This window comes from Streptomyces durocortorensis (assembly GCF_016901035.1).
GTDB lineage: Bacteria > Actinomycetota > Actinomycetes > Streptomycetales > Streptomycetaceae > Streptomyces > Streptomyces durocortorensis.
Window position 1 is genome coordinate 54,726 of sequence record NZ_JAFEUF010000004.1, and the last position, 13,367, is coordinate 68,092.

A 13,367-nucleotide genomic window follows, 5' to 3' on the forward strand; every position below is an offset into this window, starting at 1 on the left:
CACGGACCAGGGGACAGCACTGTGGACAAACTCATAGCGATACCGGCGCGACCACTCTGACCTGCATGTTCTCCGTCCACTGACTGTGGGGGAGAAAAACTTTCGCCCTCATTTCAAGATCACCGCGAACGATGCGGGGAGGACGGCCCTACCGGGCTGAAAGTAAGGGCCAAGTAGCGATTGCATCTCTTACCTGTGGAAGATTAGATTGACCCTCATGACCCAGGCTCCCGCGACCCCGAAGAACGGCCGCCGACGACACGACCGCGAGATCGTCGCCCTCGCCGTCCCGGCGTTCGGCGCACTCGTCGCCGAGCCCCTCTTCGTGATGGTCGACAGCGCCGTCGTCGGCCACCTCGGCACCCCGCAGCTGGCCGGCCTCGGCATCGCCGCGGCCCTCCTCATGACGGCCGTGAGCATCTTCGTCTTCCTCGCCTACGCGACCACGGCGGCCGTCGCCCGCCGCGTCGGGGCGGGCGATCTGCCCGCCGCCATCCGCCAGGGCATGGACGGCATCTGGCTCGCCCTCCTGCTCGGAGCCGCCGTGGTCGCCCTCGCGATCCCGACAGCCCCCTGGCTCGTCGACGTCTTCGGCGCGTCCGACACCGCAGCCCCGTACGCCATCACGTATCTGAGGATCTCCATCCTCGGGATCCCGGCCATGCTCGTCGTGCTCGCCGCTACCGGCGTACTGCGCGGCCTCCAGGACACCCGCACGCCGCTGTACGTCGCCATCGGCGGTTTCACGGCGAACGCCGTCCTCAATGTGACCCTCGTCTACGGCGCCGGGCTCGGCATCGCCGGATCCGCGTGGGGAACGGTGATCGCCCAGGTCGGAATGGCCGCCGCCTACCTCGTCGTGGTCATCCGCGGAGCACGGAAGCACGGTGCCTCCCTGCGCCCCGACGCGGCCGGCATCAGGGCCAGCGCACGGGCCGGCGTCCCTCTGCTGATCCGGACCCTGTCCCTGCGCGCCGTCCTGATGATCGCCACCGCCGTCGCCGCCCGGCTCGGGGACGTCGACATCGCCGCGCACCAGATCATCCTCTCCCTCTGGAGCCTGACCGCCTTCGCGCTCGACGCCATCGCTATCGCTGGGCAGGCCATCATCGGCCGCTACCTGGGGGCGAACGACGAGAAGGGCGCGCGCGAGGCCTGTCGCCGCATGGTCGAGTGGGGCATCGGCTGCGGCATCGTGCTCGGTGTCCTGATCGTGCTCGCCCGGCCCCTGTTCATCCCGCTCTTCACGAGCGACCCCTCGGTCAAGGACGCCCTGCTCCCCGCACTCCTGGTCGTGGCGGTCTCACAGCCGATCGCCGGCGTGGTCTTCGTCTTGGACGGCGTCCTGATGGGAGCCGGTGACGGACGCTATCTCGCCTGGGCGATGCTGGTGACGCTCGCCGTCTTCGCTCCCGTCGCGCTCCTGGTGCCCACCCTCGGAGGCGGGCTCACCGCACTCTGGTGGGCGATGACGCTGATGATGGCCGTCCGCCTCATCACGCTCTGGCTTCGCACCCGGTCGGGCCGATGGATCGTGACCGGGGCGACGCGCTGATCAGCTCGATCCGCCGACTGCTCTGTGGCGACTGTTTCACGTGAAACAGGCCGCTCGTTTCACGTGAAACACCGCGCGCCCGAACACCCCGTGCGGACGCCGCGCATCCGAACACACTGAAGGGCCGCACCCGGAGGGTGCGGCCCTTCAGTGGCTCTGCTGAGCTCTGCCCTTAGGCAGCAACGACCTCGACGCCGAGCTTCGCTGCGACCTCGGGGTGCAGACGGACGGACACCTGGTGTCCGCCGAGCGTCTTGATCGGCGAGCCGAGCTCGACGCGACGCTTGTCGACGTCGGGACCACCGGCAGCCTTGATCGCCGCAGCGACGTCGGCCGGGGTAACGGAGCCGAAGAGACGGCCGGCGTCGCCGGAGCGAACAGCCAGACGGACCTTCACGCCCTCGAGCTTGGCCTTGATCTCGTTGGCCTGCTCGATCGTCGCGATCTCGTGAATCTTGCGGGCGCGGCGGATCTGCGCCACGTCCTTCTCGCCGCCCTTGGTCCAGCGAATGGCGAAGCCACGCGGAACCAGGTAGTTACGGGCGTACCCGTCCTTGACGTCGACGACGTCGCCGGCGGTACCGAGGCCGGAGACCTCGTGGGTGAGGATGATCTTCATGCTGTTGTCACCCTTCCCTTATCGCGCGGTGGACGTGTAGGGCAGCAGCGCCATCTCACGGCTGTTCTTGACAGCCGTGGCGACGTCACGCTGGTGCTGCGTGCAGTTGCCGGTGACGCGGCGGGCACGGATCTTGCCGCGGTCGGAAATGAACTTCCGCAGCATGTTCGTGTCCTTGTAGTCCACGTACTGGGTCTTGTCCTTGCAGAACGCGCAGACCTTCTTCTTAGGCTTGCGCACAGGCGGCTTCGCCATGGTGTTTCTCCTGTGTGATCAAGAAGTGGGGTACGAGCAGCCCTAGAAGGGAGGCTCGTCCGAGTAGCCGCCGCCAGAGGAGCCGCCCGAACCGCCGGAGCTTCCGCCCCAGCCGCCTCCGCCGCCCTGCTGTCCCCCGCCGCCCTGGCCGCCGGCCGGCGCGCCGGTCGCCCACGGGTCGTCGGCGGGTGCACCGCCGCCGCCCTGCTGGCCACCGCCGCCGGGACCGCCGCCCCAGTTGCCGCCGCCCTGCTGGCCGCCGCCGTATCCACCCTGGCCGCCCTGACCACCGCGACCGGTGGTCTTGGTGACCTTGGCCGTGGCGTTCTTGAGGCTGGGGCCGACTTCCTCGACGTCCAGCTCGTAGACCGTGCGCTTGACGCCCTCACGGTCCTCGTAGGACCGCTGCTTCAGCCGGCCCTGCACGACGACGCGCATGCCTCGCTGGAGCGACTCCGCGACGTTCTCCGCCGCCTGACGCCAGACCGAGCAGGTGAGGAACAGGCCTTCGCCGTCCTTCCACTCATTGGTCTGCCGGTCGAAGATGCGGGGAGTGGACGCGACACGGAACTTCGCGACCGCCGCACCGGACGGGGTGAAGCGCAGCTCGGGGTCGTCGACGAGATTGCCGACGACCGTGATGACGGTCTCGCCTGCCATGGGTGAACCTCTCGGCGGGGATTGCTTCTGGCTGCTTGCTGCTACTCGGACCCGAAAACCGCTGAGCTAGATGCTCAGTGGATCTCGGGACGGAGGACCTTGGTCCGGAGGACCGACTCGTTCAGGTTCATCTGGCGGTCGAGCTCCTTGACGACCGCAGGCTCGGCCTGCAGGTCGATGACCGAGTAGATGCCCTCGGGCTTCTTCTTGATCTCGTAGGCGAGCCGACGACGGCCCCAGGTGTCGACCTTCTCCACCTTTCCGTCGCCCTCACGGACGACGGAGAGGAAGTTCTCGATCAGCGGGGAGACTGCTCGCTCCTCGAGATCGGGGTCGAGGATGACCATCACCTCGTAGTGACGCATGTGAAACCCACCTCCTTTGGACTCAGCGGCCACGGTCGTTCCGTGGCAGGAGGGTCGTGATGCGTAGTGCAACGGCGTCCCCGAGGAGAACACCCGGCACTGACAATCCGCTCCCGAACGATCCCGTGGAGGAGGTTCGGGGAGAGGCTCGCCGTGCTGGCCTGGGCAGACACCGGTGCAGACCGTACAGACTACCCGTAGACCGGCTTCCGGTTGAAATCAGGAGCTCAGAGGGCACAATCGAGACAGATGCGGTGTGAGAGGCGCTACACCCGCCGCAGTGGAAGTGGCGCTGGATCCCCCCGCCCCCACCTGTCCGGCCAGGAGGTACTCCATGGCACAGACCATCCGCCCCGCCACCGGTTCGCTCTTCGCGTCGGACGGCAAGCCGCACCCGCTCCAGGACACCCTGCTCGCAGTGACCCTCGTGCTGGGCGCTCTCGCCTTCGTGACGGCGATGTTCCACCACCTGCACCTGATCAGCTCGTGGGCAGGGCTGGTCGGCATCCTGACCGGTGGATACGGGATGTACGTCTCCAGGACCACCGGCGAACGGTTCGGCCTGATCATCGGGCTCGGCGCCTCCGCCGTCGGCTTCTTCCTCGGCATGGCTCACGGCGGCCTCTTCGGCGGCGTGATCACCTGACCGGAGCACCGGCCCGCGCCACGTTCCGTCCCCCCGGGGCCAGACCGGGCGCGGCTCGGTCACAGTAGGCTTCGGCGCGAGAGCCGGAGCCCCTGACCGATGGGGACACACCTGCCGAGGAGCGCCCCGCATGAGCCTGACCCTGAGGACCATCAGCCGAGAGCAGCATCTGGCATACATCCAGAGCCTGCCCTCGGCCAGTCACTGCCAGGTCCCGGCGTGGGCTGACGTGAAGACCGAATGGCGCTCGGAGAACCTGGGCTGGTTCGACAAGAACGGCGAGATCGTCGGCGCCGGCCTCGTCCTGTACCGCCAGCTGCCCAAGATCAAGCGCTACCTGGCGTACCTCCCCGAGGGCCCGGTCATCAACTGGTACGCGCCGAACCTGGACGACTGGCTCCAGCCGATGCTCGCCCACCTCAAGCAGCAGGGTGCCTTCTCCGTGAAGATGGGCCCGCCGGTGGTCATCCGCCGCTGGGACTCCGCGGCCATCAAGTCCGGCATCCAGGACCCGGACGTGAAGCGCCTCCGCGACGTCGAGGCCACGCACATCGAGCCGCGCGCCTTCGAGGTCGCGGACCGGCTGCGGAAGATGGGCTGGCAGCAGGGCGAGGACGGCGGCGCCGGATTCGGTGACGTACAGCCCCGCTACGTCTTCCAGGTGCCGCTGGCCAACCGTTCCCTGGAGGACGTCCTCAAGGGCTTCAACCAGCTGTGGCGCCGCAACATCAAGAAGGCCGACAAGGCCGGCGTCGAGGTCGTCCAGGGCGGCTACGAGGACCTGGCCGAGTGGCAGCGGCTGTACGAGATCACCGCCGTGCGCGACCACTTCCGCCCGCGCCCGCTCTCGTACTTCCAGCGCATGTGGACGGTCCTCAACTCCGAGGACCCCAACCGGATGCGGCTCTACTTCGCCCGCCACAACGGCGTGAACCTCTCCGCGGCCACGATGCTCGTCGTCGGCGGACACGTCTGGTACTCCTATGGCGCCTCCGACAACATCGGGCGCGAGGTCCGGCCGTCGAACGCCATGCAGTGGCGGATGCTGCGCGACAGCTACGCGATGGGCGCCACCGTCTACGACCTGCGCGGCATCAGCGACTCGCTGGACGAGACCGACCACCTCTTCGGCCTGATCCAGTTCAAGGTCGGCACCGGCGGCGAGGCCGTCGAGTACGTCGGCGAGTGGGACTTCCCGCTCAACAAGCTCCTCCACAAGGCGCTCGACATGTATATGTCGCGCCGCTGACCGGCTTCGCTCACCCATCTCCGCACATCCCGTTCGTTCCTGATTCACCGCAGCCACCAGAAAGGTTCCGGGCCGGCCATGGCGCTCTCCCTCTACGTCGACACCGCGCGCTGGCGGGCGCACCAGAAGTCCGTGATCGACCAGTTCCCCGAGCTCGTACCCGTCTGCAAGGGCAACGGCTACGGCTTCGGCCATGAGCGCCTCGCCGACGAGACGATCCGCTTCGGGTCCGACACCCTCGCCGTCGGGACGACCTACGAGGCGGCCAGGATCAAGGACTGGTTCAGCGGGGATCTGCTCGTCCTGACCCCGTTCCGGCGGGGCGAGGAGCCCGTACCGCTGCCGGACCGCGTCATCCGGTCCGTCTCCTCCGTCGACGGGGTGCACGCCCTGGTGGGCGCCCGGGTCGTCATCGAGTGCATGAGCTCGATGAAGCGCCACGGCGTCAAGGAGGAGGAGCTGGGGCAGCTGCACGCGGCGATCGAGGACGTACGGCTCGAAGGCTTCGCGCTGCACCTGCCGCTGGACCGCACCGACGGCTCCGACGCCGTCGAGGAGGTCATCGGCTGGATGGACCGGCTGCGCGCGGCCCGGCTGCCGCTGCACACCATGTTCGTCAGCCATCTGCGCGCCGAGGAGCTGGCCCGGCTCCAGCAGCAGTTCCCGCAGACCCGCTTCCGCGCCCGGATCGGCACCCGGCTCTGGCTCGGCGACCACGAGGCCACCGAGTACCGGGGGGCCGTCCTGGACGTCACCCCCGTCGTCAAGGGCGACCGGTTCGGCTACCGCCAGCAGAAGGCCGCCTCCGACGGCTGGCTGGTCGTCGTGGCCGGCGGTACGTCCCACGGCGTCGGCCTGGAGGCGCCCAAGGCGCTGCACGGCGTGATGCCGAGGGCCAAGGGCGTCGCCCGCGCGGGCCTGGCCACGGTCAACCGCAACCTGTCGCCGTTCGTCTGGGCGGGCAAGCAGCGGTGGTTCGCCGAGCCGCCGCACATGCAGGTGTCGATCCTGTTCGTGCCATCGGACGCCCAGGAGCCGCGCGTCGGCGACGAGCTGGTCGCCCACCTGCGCCACACGACCACCCAGTACGACCGGCTCGTCGACCGCTGAGCCGCCCGGCCCGAGTGGATCCCCCCCGGGGCTCAGCCGTCCCGGGTGGGCGTCGCGCCCCACTCCACCTGAGGCCCCGTGACCGTCCGGGCCGCGTGCCCGGACGAACGGGCCTCGGGAGCCAGCACGAAGGCGTCCGGAGCCCCGTCGAGCACCCCGCCCGACGGGTCGTCCGACCCGTCCCCGCGTACCGGGTCCTTCTCCGGCAGGAGGATGTCCCGGACGATCAGCGCGCACAGGTACAGCGTGCCCAGCAGGTGCAGGGCGATCGCGACCTGGTAGCCCTCCTGCGGCAGCCCCTGGTGCTTGTCCCCGCCGCTGGTGTAGGCGAGGTAGGACCAGATGCCGAGGAAGTACATGACCTCGCAGGCCTGCCAGATGAGGAAGTCGCGCCAGCGCGGCCGGGCCAGGACGGCCAGCGGGATCAGCCAGAGCACGTACTGCGGTGAGTAGACCTTGTTCGTCAGGATGAACGCGGCCACCACCAGGAACGCCAGCTGGGCGAAGCGCGGCCTGCGGGCCGCGGAGAGCGCCAGACCGGCGATGCCCGCGCAGAAGACGACCATGAGGACGACCGAGGCGGTGTTGACCGTCTCCACGTCGATGGGCTTGCCGGTGCGCTGCGTGATGATCAGCCAGAACGAACCGAAGTCGATGGGCCTCTCCTGGCTGAAGGTGTAGAACTTCCGCCACCCCTCGGGGGCGAAGATCATCACCGGCAGGTTGACCACCAGCCAGGCCGCGCCCGCTCCCAGCAGCGCCGTCCCGAACTCGCGCCACCGGCCCGCCCGCCAGCAGAGCACCAGGAGCGGACCGAGCAGCAGGACGGGATAGAGCTTGGCGGCCGTGGCCAGGCCGATGAGGATGCCGAACGCGAGCACCCGGCCCCGGGACCACATGAGCATCGCCCCGGCCGTCAGGGCGACCGCAAGCAGGTCCCAGTTGATGGTCGCGGTGAGGACGAACGCGGGAGCCAGCGCGACCAGGAGACCGTCCCAGGGGCGACGCCGGTGCGTGCGGACGGTGCACACGGCGATGACCACCGCGCAGATCATCAGCATGCCCGCGTTGACCATCCAGTACATCTGCTCACGCTGCTGGATGGGGTCGCTGTCGGGCGTCAGCGTCAGCCAGGCCGCGACCTGCATGAACACCCCGGTCAGCACGGGGTACTCCAGGTACTGCATATCGCCGCTCAGCCGGTCGAAGTACGGCACGAGACCGTCGGCGAACCCGCGGCCCAGAAAGAGGTGCGGAATGTCGGAGTAGCAGGCGTGCGTGTACTGCGAGGTGGCGCCGCGGAACCAGGCCCACTCGTAGCAGGGGATCTTCTGCACCATGCCCAGGGCGAACATCCCGATCATGACCAGCGCGACGACCCGGACGGGGGTGAGCGGACCGTCGCCGAGCCGCGCCCAGCGCCCCACCCGGCCACCGAACAGCTCGCTGCCGGCCGCCGCGACCTCGTCCCTGTCGGTGGGCCGCACGACGGGCCGTTCCTGGTGCACGCTCGTGTCTTCTGCGCTGGAGCTTGGCATGCCGCACATCCTGCCGTACGGGGCTGTGCCCGGGGCAAGGACCGCCAGGGGGACACGGCAGGAGAGCCCAGGACTCCGCACCTCGTGGGGGAACGCGGCGAGGGCCGCCGCACCCGGGTGGGTACGGCGGCCCTCGCCGCTGAGATGAGCCGGGCCCTGAGGGGCGCAGCCGGCGGTCCGGCTATCCGGAGGTGCCCCAGATGGAGCCGGTTCCGCCCGGGTTGCCGTTGGCTCCCTGGGCTCCGCCGTTGTCACTGCCGTCGGTCGTTCCGGAGTTGTCGCCGCCGCCGTCGGCTCCGCCGTTGTCAGCGCCGCCGTCGGCCCCGCCGTTCTGGCCGCCGCCGTCCGCCCCCGCGTTCGCCCCGCCGTTGGCCTCTTCGCAGTTCGGGTCGAAGATGCCGCAGGTCTTGGTCGGCGTCGGCGTCGGACTCGGGGTGGTCGGCGTCGGCGTCGGCGTCGGGGTGGTCGGCTCCTCGGAGGGCGTCTCGGACGGCGTGGGGCTGGGAGTCGGGCTGGGGCTGACGGCGCCGCCGCCCCACACGATGTCGCCCGGGTCCTGCGGCTTCGGGAAGGCGATGGCCTTCTTGCCCTTCATCGCCCCGGTCATGTAGTCGTGCCAGATGGAGGCCGGGAAAGAGTTTCCGTGGATCTTCTCCTCGCCCCCCGTTCCGAACATCTTCTCGAACTCGCGCTCCTTGTTCGTCTCGTCGTCGTCGAGGCGGAACATGCTGATGGCGGTCGAGATCTGCGGCGTGTACCCGACGAACCAGGCGGACCGGTTGCCGTCCGTCGTACCGGTCTTGCCCGCGGCCTGACGGCCCTCCAGCTTGGCGGGTTCGCCCGTCCCGTTCTCCACGACGTTCTTCAGCACGTCCGTGACGTTGTCGGCGATCATCGGGCTGAAGGCGCGCTGGGTCTTCTTCTTGTGCTGGAAGACGACCACGCCCCCCTGCTTCACCTCGGTCACCGAGTAGGTGTCGTTCTGCTGACCGCTCGTGGCGAAGGTGGAGTAGGCGCCCGCCATACGGATGGCGCTGGGCGACGAGGTACCGATGGAGAACGAGGGTACGGTCGCGTCCGCCATGAACTTGTCGTTCTTCAGACCGGCGGCGACGGCGACGTCCTTGACCTTGTCCGGACCGACGTCCATGCCGAGCTGGACGAAGGGGGAGTTGGCGGACTTCTCCATGGCCGTCCGCAGGTCGATCTCACCGTAGTCGTAGTTGCCGTCGTTGGTCTGGCGCCATTCCTCGTCGTCCTGGTTCAGCCAGATCTTGCCGGTGTAGTCCTTGATCCGCAGGCCGTCGTCGCCGTTGTAGATGCTCTTCGGCGAGATCTGGGTGCGCTGGGACTCATTCTGCTCCGGAGGGCCGGATGGATCGCGCACGCCGTACTGCATGGCCGCCGCCAGCACGAAGGGCTTCCACGTCGAACCGACCTGGGCGCCCGTGGCGTCAGCGTTGTTCGTGAAGTGCGTGGTGGCGTCCTGACCGCCGTACGTGGCGATGATGGCGCCGGTCTTCGCGTCCACGGAAGCACCGCCGAACTCGACGTGCGTGTCCGTCTCGGGGCGCTCCTTGGGCCGGATCTTGGCCTTGTAGACCTTCTTCACCGCTGCTTCGAGCTGCTCCACCCGCTTCTTCTGGAAGGTGGTGTGGATCTCGAAGCCGCCCAGTTCGAGTTGCTTGGCGGTGATGTTCTTCTCGTTGTTGGCGAGGAAGTAATTCTTGGCGAGGTCCACCAGGTAGCCGGTCTGGCCGCCCAGCTTGGCGTCCTTCTTCAGCGGCAGCGGCATCGGGAACTTCGTGTACTTGGCACGTTCCGCCGCCGTCATCCGACCGTCCTCGACCTGCTCGTCGAGGATCCACGCCCAACGTTCCTTGGCCCGCGCGGTGTTCTTCGCCTTGGTCGCGTTCTTCTTGTCGATGTCGGTGGCGCCGGCGGGGTCGTAGTAGCTCGCGCCCTTGAGCAGGGTGGCCAGGAAGGCGCACTCGCTCGGGTCCAGCTCGTCAGCGTCCTTGTTGTAGTACGTGCGGGCAGCCGCCTGCAGGCCGGAGGCCCCACGTCCGTAGTAGGAGACGTTGAGGTAGCCGGCCATCACGACTTCCTTCTCCTCCTCGCCGGCCACCTTGAGCGTGATGAAGAGTTCCTTGAACTTCCGGGTGACCGTCTGGTCCTGCGAGAGCCTGGAGTTCTTGACGTACTGCTGGGTGATGGTCGATCCGCCCTGCGTCTCGCCGCCCGTGGCCATGTTGAGCAACGCACGGCCGATGCCCATCGGGTCGATGCCGCTGTCCGTCTCGAAGCTCTTGTTCTCGGCGGAGATCACGGCGTTGCGCATCGCCTCCGGAATCTGCTCGTACTTGAGGATCTGACGGTTGACCGCACCACCGGTCGCGACCATCTGGGTACCGTCGGCCCAGTAGTAGACGTTGTTCTGAGCCTCGGCCGCTTCATTGATGTTCGGCTTGGACACCAGGGCGTACGAGATGCCCCCCACGCCCATCAGCAGGGCGAGGAACCCCAGGCAGAGCCCCGAGACCAGCTTCCACGAGGGCACCCAGCGACGGAACCCGTACTTGCCGTAGCGCGGGTAGTCGATCATCCGCTTCTTGCCGGGGCCACCTTGGTCGTGGCCGCGGCCCCCCGGGCCATCGGGACCGCCGCCGCCACCGCGCCGGCGCCCGCCACCGCCGCCCGCGCCGTGGCCTCCGGCGTCGGCGCCCCGGCGCCGGCCGCCCTTCTGGGCCGCACGGCGGGCCTCGGCGCGGCTGCCGTACTGAGGCTGCTCGCCGTACGACTCGGACGGCGATTCGGAAGGTGATGCCGACGTGGCTCTGCGTGACGGGACTGCTCGGCGTCCGGTCGACTGCTGGGCGGCTCGTCTGGCCGCGGCACGCCCGCCACCTTGTGGCTGCGGCGTTTTGCGACGGTGCTCGCTCATGGAACGACTACTCCTCGGGCAGGCGAGAGCGCCTGGAAGCGGCAGTTGAGATCCGGTCCCCCCGAATTACGGACAAGCCACTGCGGAAGGCTCATCCGCAGTACATCCGGCAGTCCGCGATGACTGACGCGCGAAAGCGCCTCGCGGTTCCCGGTGGTCTGCATGCCGCACAGACTACGCACGGTCAAAACCCGCCTAGGGCCGAACTTCACCCCAAACAACGCAAGTCGAACCCTGGGAATTGCCGATGTGACGCCGTTCACGAAGGTCACCCTTGTCGATCAGGACGGACCGATCTATCGTGCTGATGTATCGAGTCGATACATCAGCACGGCATAAGTACGCCGGTGGTTCCGGTGGACCGTGCCGACGGAAGCAGCGGGAGAAGGAGGAGGCACCGGTGAGCCGACGCTCCGGCATCCTCGAGTTCGCCGTCCTCGGCCTGCTCCGCGAATCGCCGATGCACGGCTATGAGCTGCGCAAACGCCTCAACACCTCGCTGGGGATCTTCCGTGCGTTCAGCTACGGAACCCTCTACCCCTGCCTCAAGACGCTGGTGGCCAGCGGCTGGTTGATCGAGGAGTCCGCCGGTGACCCGGCGGACGCCGCGCCGGTCGCCGGACGCTCGGCCGCTTCCTCCTCCTCGCTGACAGGACGCCGGGCGAAGATCGTCTACCGGTTGACGGCAGAAGGTAAGGAGCACTTCGAGGAGCTGCTGTCGCACACCGGTCCGGACGCCTGGGAGGACGAGCACTTCGCAGCGCGCTTCGCCTTCTTCGGCCAGACCGAACGCGATGTGCGGATGCGGGTTCTGGAAGGCCGGCGCAGCCGGCTGGAGGAGCGCCTGGAGAAGATGCGCGCCTCTCTCGCCCGCACCCGCGAACGACTCGACGACTACACACTTGAGCTGCAGCGGCACGGCATGGAGTCCGTGGAGCGCGAAGTGCGCTGGCTGAACGAGCTCATCGAGAGCGAGCGGTCGGGACGGGATCGGCGACGATCCTCGCCCGAGGGCTCTGCTCAGCAGGACACACCTGGAGAGACGGGCGGCCTGCCCCGGCACCGGGACAACACCCCGCCGGATCCGTCCGACGACACCGCCAAGTGAAGTCATCGCACTCCGCGGCGACTTCATCGGAAACACCGATTACACAGGGAGCAACCGGAATGGGTTCGGTTCGCGTAGCCATCGTAGGCGTGGGCAACTGCGCCGCCTCGCTGGTGCAGGGCGTCGAGTACTACAAGGACGCCGATCCGGCCGGCAAGGTGCCCGGTCTGATGCACGTCCAGTTCGGCGATTACCACGTCAGCGACGTCGAGTTCGTCGCCGCCTTCGACGTCGACGCGAAGAAGGTCGGCCTCGACCTCGCGGACGCCATCGGCGCCAGCGAGAACAACACCATCAAGATCGCGGACGTGCCGAACACGGGCGTGACCGTCCAGCGCGGCCACACCCACGACGGTCTCGGCAAGTACTACCGCGAGACGATCGAGGAGTCCACGGACGCCCCGGTCGACGTCGTCCAGATCCTCAAGGACAAGCAGGTCGACGTTCTCGTCTGCTACCTGCCCGTCGGTTCCGAGGTCGCCGCGAAGTTCTACGCGCAGTGCGCCATCGACGCCAAGGTCGCGTTCGTCAACGCTCTCCCGGTCTTCATCGCCGGCACCAAGGAGTGGGCGGACAAGTTCACCGAGGCCGGTGTCCCGATCGTCGGCGACGACATCAAGTCCCAGGTGGGCGCCACCATCACCCACCGCGTGATGGCGAAGCTCTTCGAGGACCGCGGTGTCATCCTGGACCGGACCATGCAGCTGAACGTCGGCGGCAACATGGACTTCAAGAACATGCTCGAGCGTGAGCGCCTGGAGTCCAAGAAGATCTCGAAGACGCAGGCCGTCACCTCGCAGATCCGCGACCGCGAGCTCGGTGCGGACAACGTCCACATCGGCCCCTCGGACTACGTGGCCTGGCTGGACGACCGCAAGTGGGCGTACGTCCGCCTCGAGGGCCGCGCGTTCGGCGACGTTCCGCTGAACCTGGAGTACAAGCTCGAGGTGTGGGACTCCCCGAACTCGGCCGGTGTCATCATCGACGCCGTCCGTGCGGCGAAGATCGCCAAGGATCGCGGCATCGGTGGCCCCATCCTCTCCGCGTCGAGCTACTTCATGAAGTCTCCGCCCGTCCAGTACTTCGACGACGAGGCCCGTGAGAACGTCGAGAAGTTCATCAGCGGCGACGCCGAGCGCTGAACCGGCCTTCTCGGCTGACAGCTTCACCGGAGCGCTGAGCCGAGACGCTCACCTCCTCCTGCCGCACGTCGGGGGGGGGGGGGGGGGGGGGCGCCCCCCGCCCCCCCCCGGGGGCGGGGGGGGCAAGGGGGGAGGTGGAGGAGATCGGCGGCACGCGAGCGCGCCGCGCGACCCAA

Annotated in this window: 13 protein-coding genes; 7 read left to right on the forward strand and 6 right to left on the reverse strand. The window is 68.3% G+C overall.

Going from position 1 to position 13,367, the window contains the following annotated elements; genetic code table 11:
* Positions 1-217 precede the first annotated feature (217 nt).
* Entirely contained in the window at positions 218-1,555 is a 1,338-nt protein-coding gene (locus JS521_RS01840) for an MATE family efflux transporter (RefSeq protein WP_205080942.1), read from the forward strand.
* A 172-nt stretch (positions 1,556-1,727) separates the two neighbouring features.
* Here JS521_RS01840 and rplI read toward each other — a convergent pair whose 3' ends face one another.
* The 4 genes from rplI to rpsF all read right to left on the reverse strand — a co-directional run bounded on the left by rplI (position 1,728) and on the right by rpsF (position 3,454).
* On the reverse strand, positions 1,728-2,174 hold the full coding sequence (rplI, locus tag JS521_RS01845; RefSeq protein WP_003967856.1) for a 50S ribosomal protein L9: 447 nt from the start codon (positions 2,172-2,174) through the stop codon (positions 1,728-1,730).
* 18 nt (positions 2,175-2,192) lie between these two features.
* Positions 2,193-2,429 carry a 30S ribosomal protein S18 gene (gene rpsR / locus JS521_RS01850; RefSeq protein WP_003967857.1) on the reverse strand — a complete coding sequence of 79 codons (237 nt, stop codon included), beginning with the start codon at positions 2,427-2,429 and terminating at the stop codon, positions 2,193-2,195.
* Between the two features lie 42 nt (positions 2,430-2,471).
* On the reverse strand, positions 2,472-3,089 hold the full coding sequence (locus JS521_RS01855; RefSeq protein ID WP_030077281.1) for a single-stranded DNA-binding protein: 618 nt from the start codon (positions 3,087-3,089) through the stop codon (positions 2,472-2,474).
* Between the two features lie 74 nt (positions 3,090-3,163).
* On the reverse strand, positions 3,164-3,454 hold the full coding sequence (gene rpsF, locus JS521_RS01860; protein WP_018957345.1) for a 30S ribosomal protein S6: 291 nt from the start codon (positions 3,452-3,454) through the stop codon (positions 3,164-3,166).
* Positions 3,455-3,788: 334 nt separating this feature from the next.
* Here rpsF and JS521_RS01865 point away from each other — a divergent pair, with 334 nt between their 5' ends.
* The 3 genes from JS521_RS01865 to JS521_RS01875 all read left to right on the forward strand — a co-directional run bounded on the left by JS521_RS01865 (position 3,789) and on the right by JS521_RS01875 (position 6,459).
* Positions 3,789-4,100 carry a hypothetical protein gene (locus tag JS521_RS01865; protein WP_205080943.1) on the forward strand — a complete coding sequence of 104 codons (312 nt, stop codon included), beginning with the start codon at positions 3,789-3,791 and terminating at the stop codon, positions 4,098-4,100.
* A gap of 130 nt (positions 4,101-4,230) precedes the next feature.
* Complete coding sequence (locus JS521_RS01870; RefSeq protein ID WP_205080944.1) at positions 4,231-5,349, forward strand: lipid II:glycine glycyltransferase FemX; 1,119 nt, start codon at positions 4,231-4,233, stop codon at positions 5,347-5,349.
* A 78-nt stretch (positions 5,350-5,427) separates the two neighbouring features.
* The gene (locus JS521_RS01875; protein ID WP_205080945.1) at positions 5,428-6,459 is read left to right on the forward strand and encodes an alanine racemase; all 1,032 of its coding nucleotides are present in this window, start codon (positions 5,428-5,430) and stop codon (positions 6,457-6,459) included.
* 32 nt (positions 6,460-6,491) lie between these two features.
* On the opposite strand, the gene JS521_RS01880 is transcribed toward JS521_RS01875, so the two are convergent.
* Together JS521_RS01880 and JS521_RS01885 are read right to left on the reverse strand one after the other, a co-directional pair.
* The gene (locus tag JS521_RS01880) at positions 6,492-8,006 is read right to left on the reverse strand and encodes a glycosyltransferase family 87 protein (RefSeq protein WP_372448544.1); all 1,515 of its coding nucleotides are present in this window, start codon (positions 8,004-8,006) and stop codon (positions 6,492-6,494) included.
* A gap of 172 nt (positions 8,007-8,178) precedes the next feature.
* Complete coding sequence (locus JS521_RS01885; RefSeq protein ID WP_205080947.1) at positions 8,179-10,602, reverse strand: transglycosylase domain-containing protein; 2,424 nt, start codon at positions 10,600-10,602, stop codon at positions 8,179-8,181.
* 27 nt (positions 10,603-10,629) lie between these two features.
* Between JS521_RS01885 and JS521_RS01890 the strand changes: the two genes are divergently transcribed.
* The 3 genes from JS521_RS01890 to JS521_RS01900 all read left to right on the forward strand — a co-directional run bounded on the left by JS521_RS01890 (position 10,630) and on the right by JS521_RS01900 (position 13,191).
* Positions 10,630-10,821, forward strand: a complete 192-nt coding sequence (locus JS521_RS01890; protein WP_205080948.1) for a hypothetical protein — start codon at positions 10,630-10,632, stop codon at positions 10,819-10,821.
* A gap of 520 nt (positions 10,822-11,341) precedes the next feature.
* Positions 11,342-12,049, forward strand: a complete 708-nt coding sequence (locus JS521_RS01895; protein WP_205080949.1) for a PadR family transcriptional regulator — start codon at positions 11,342-11,344, stop codon at positions 12,047-12,049.
* 59 nt (positions 12,050-12,108) lie between these two features.
* The gene (locus JS521_RS01900) at positions 12,109-13,191 is read left to right on the forward strand and encodes an inositol-3-phosphate synthase (RefSeq protein ID WP_205080950.1); all 1,083 of its coding nucleotides are present in this window, start codon (positions 12,109-12,111) and stop codon (positions 13,189-13,191) included.
* The last annotated feature ends 176 nt before the right edge of the window (positions 13,192-13,367 follow it).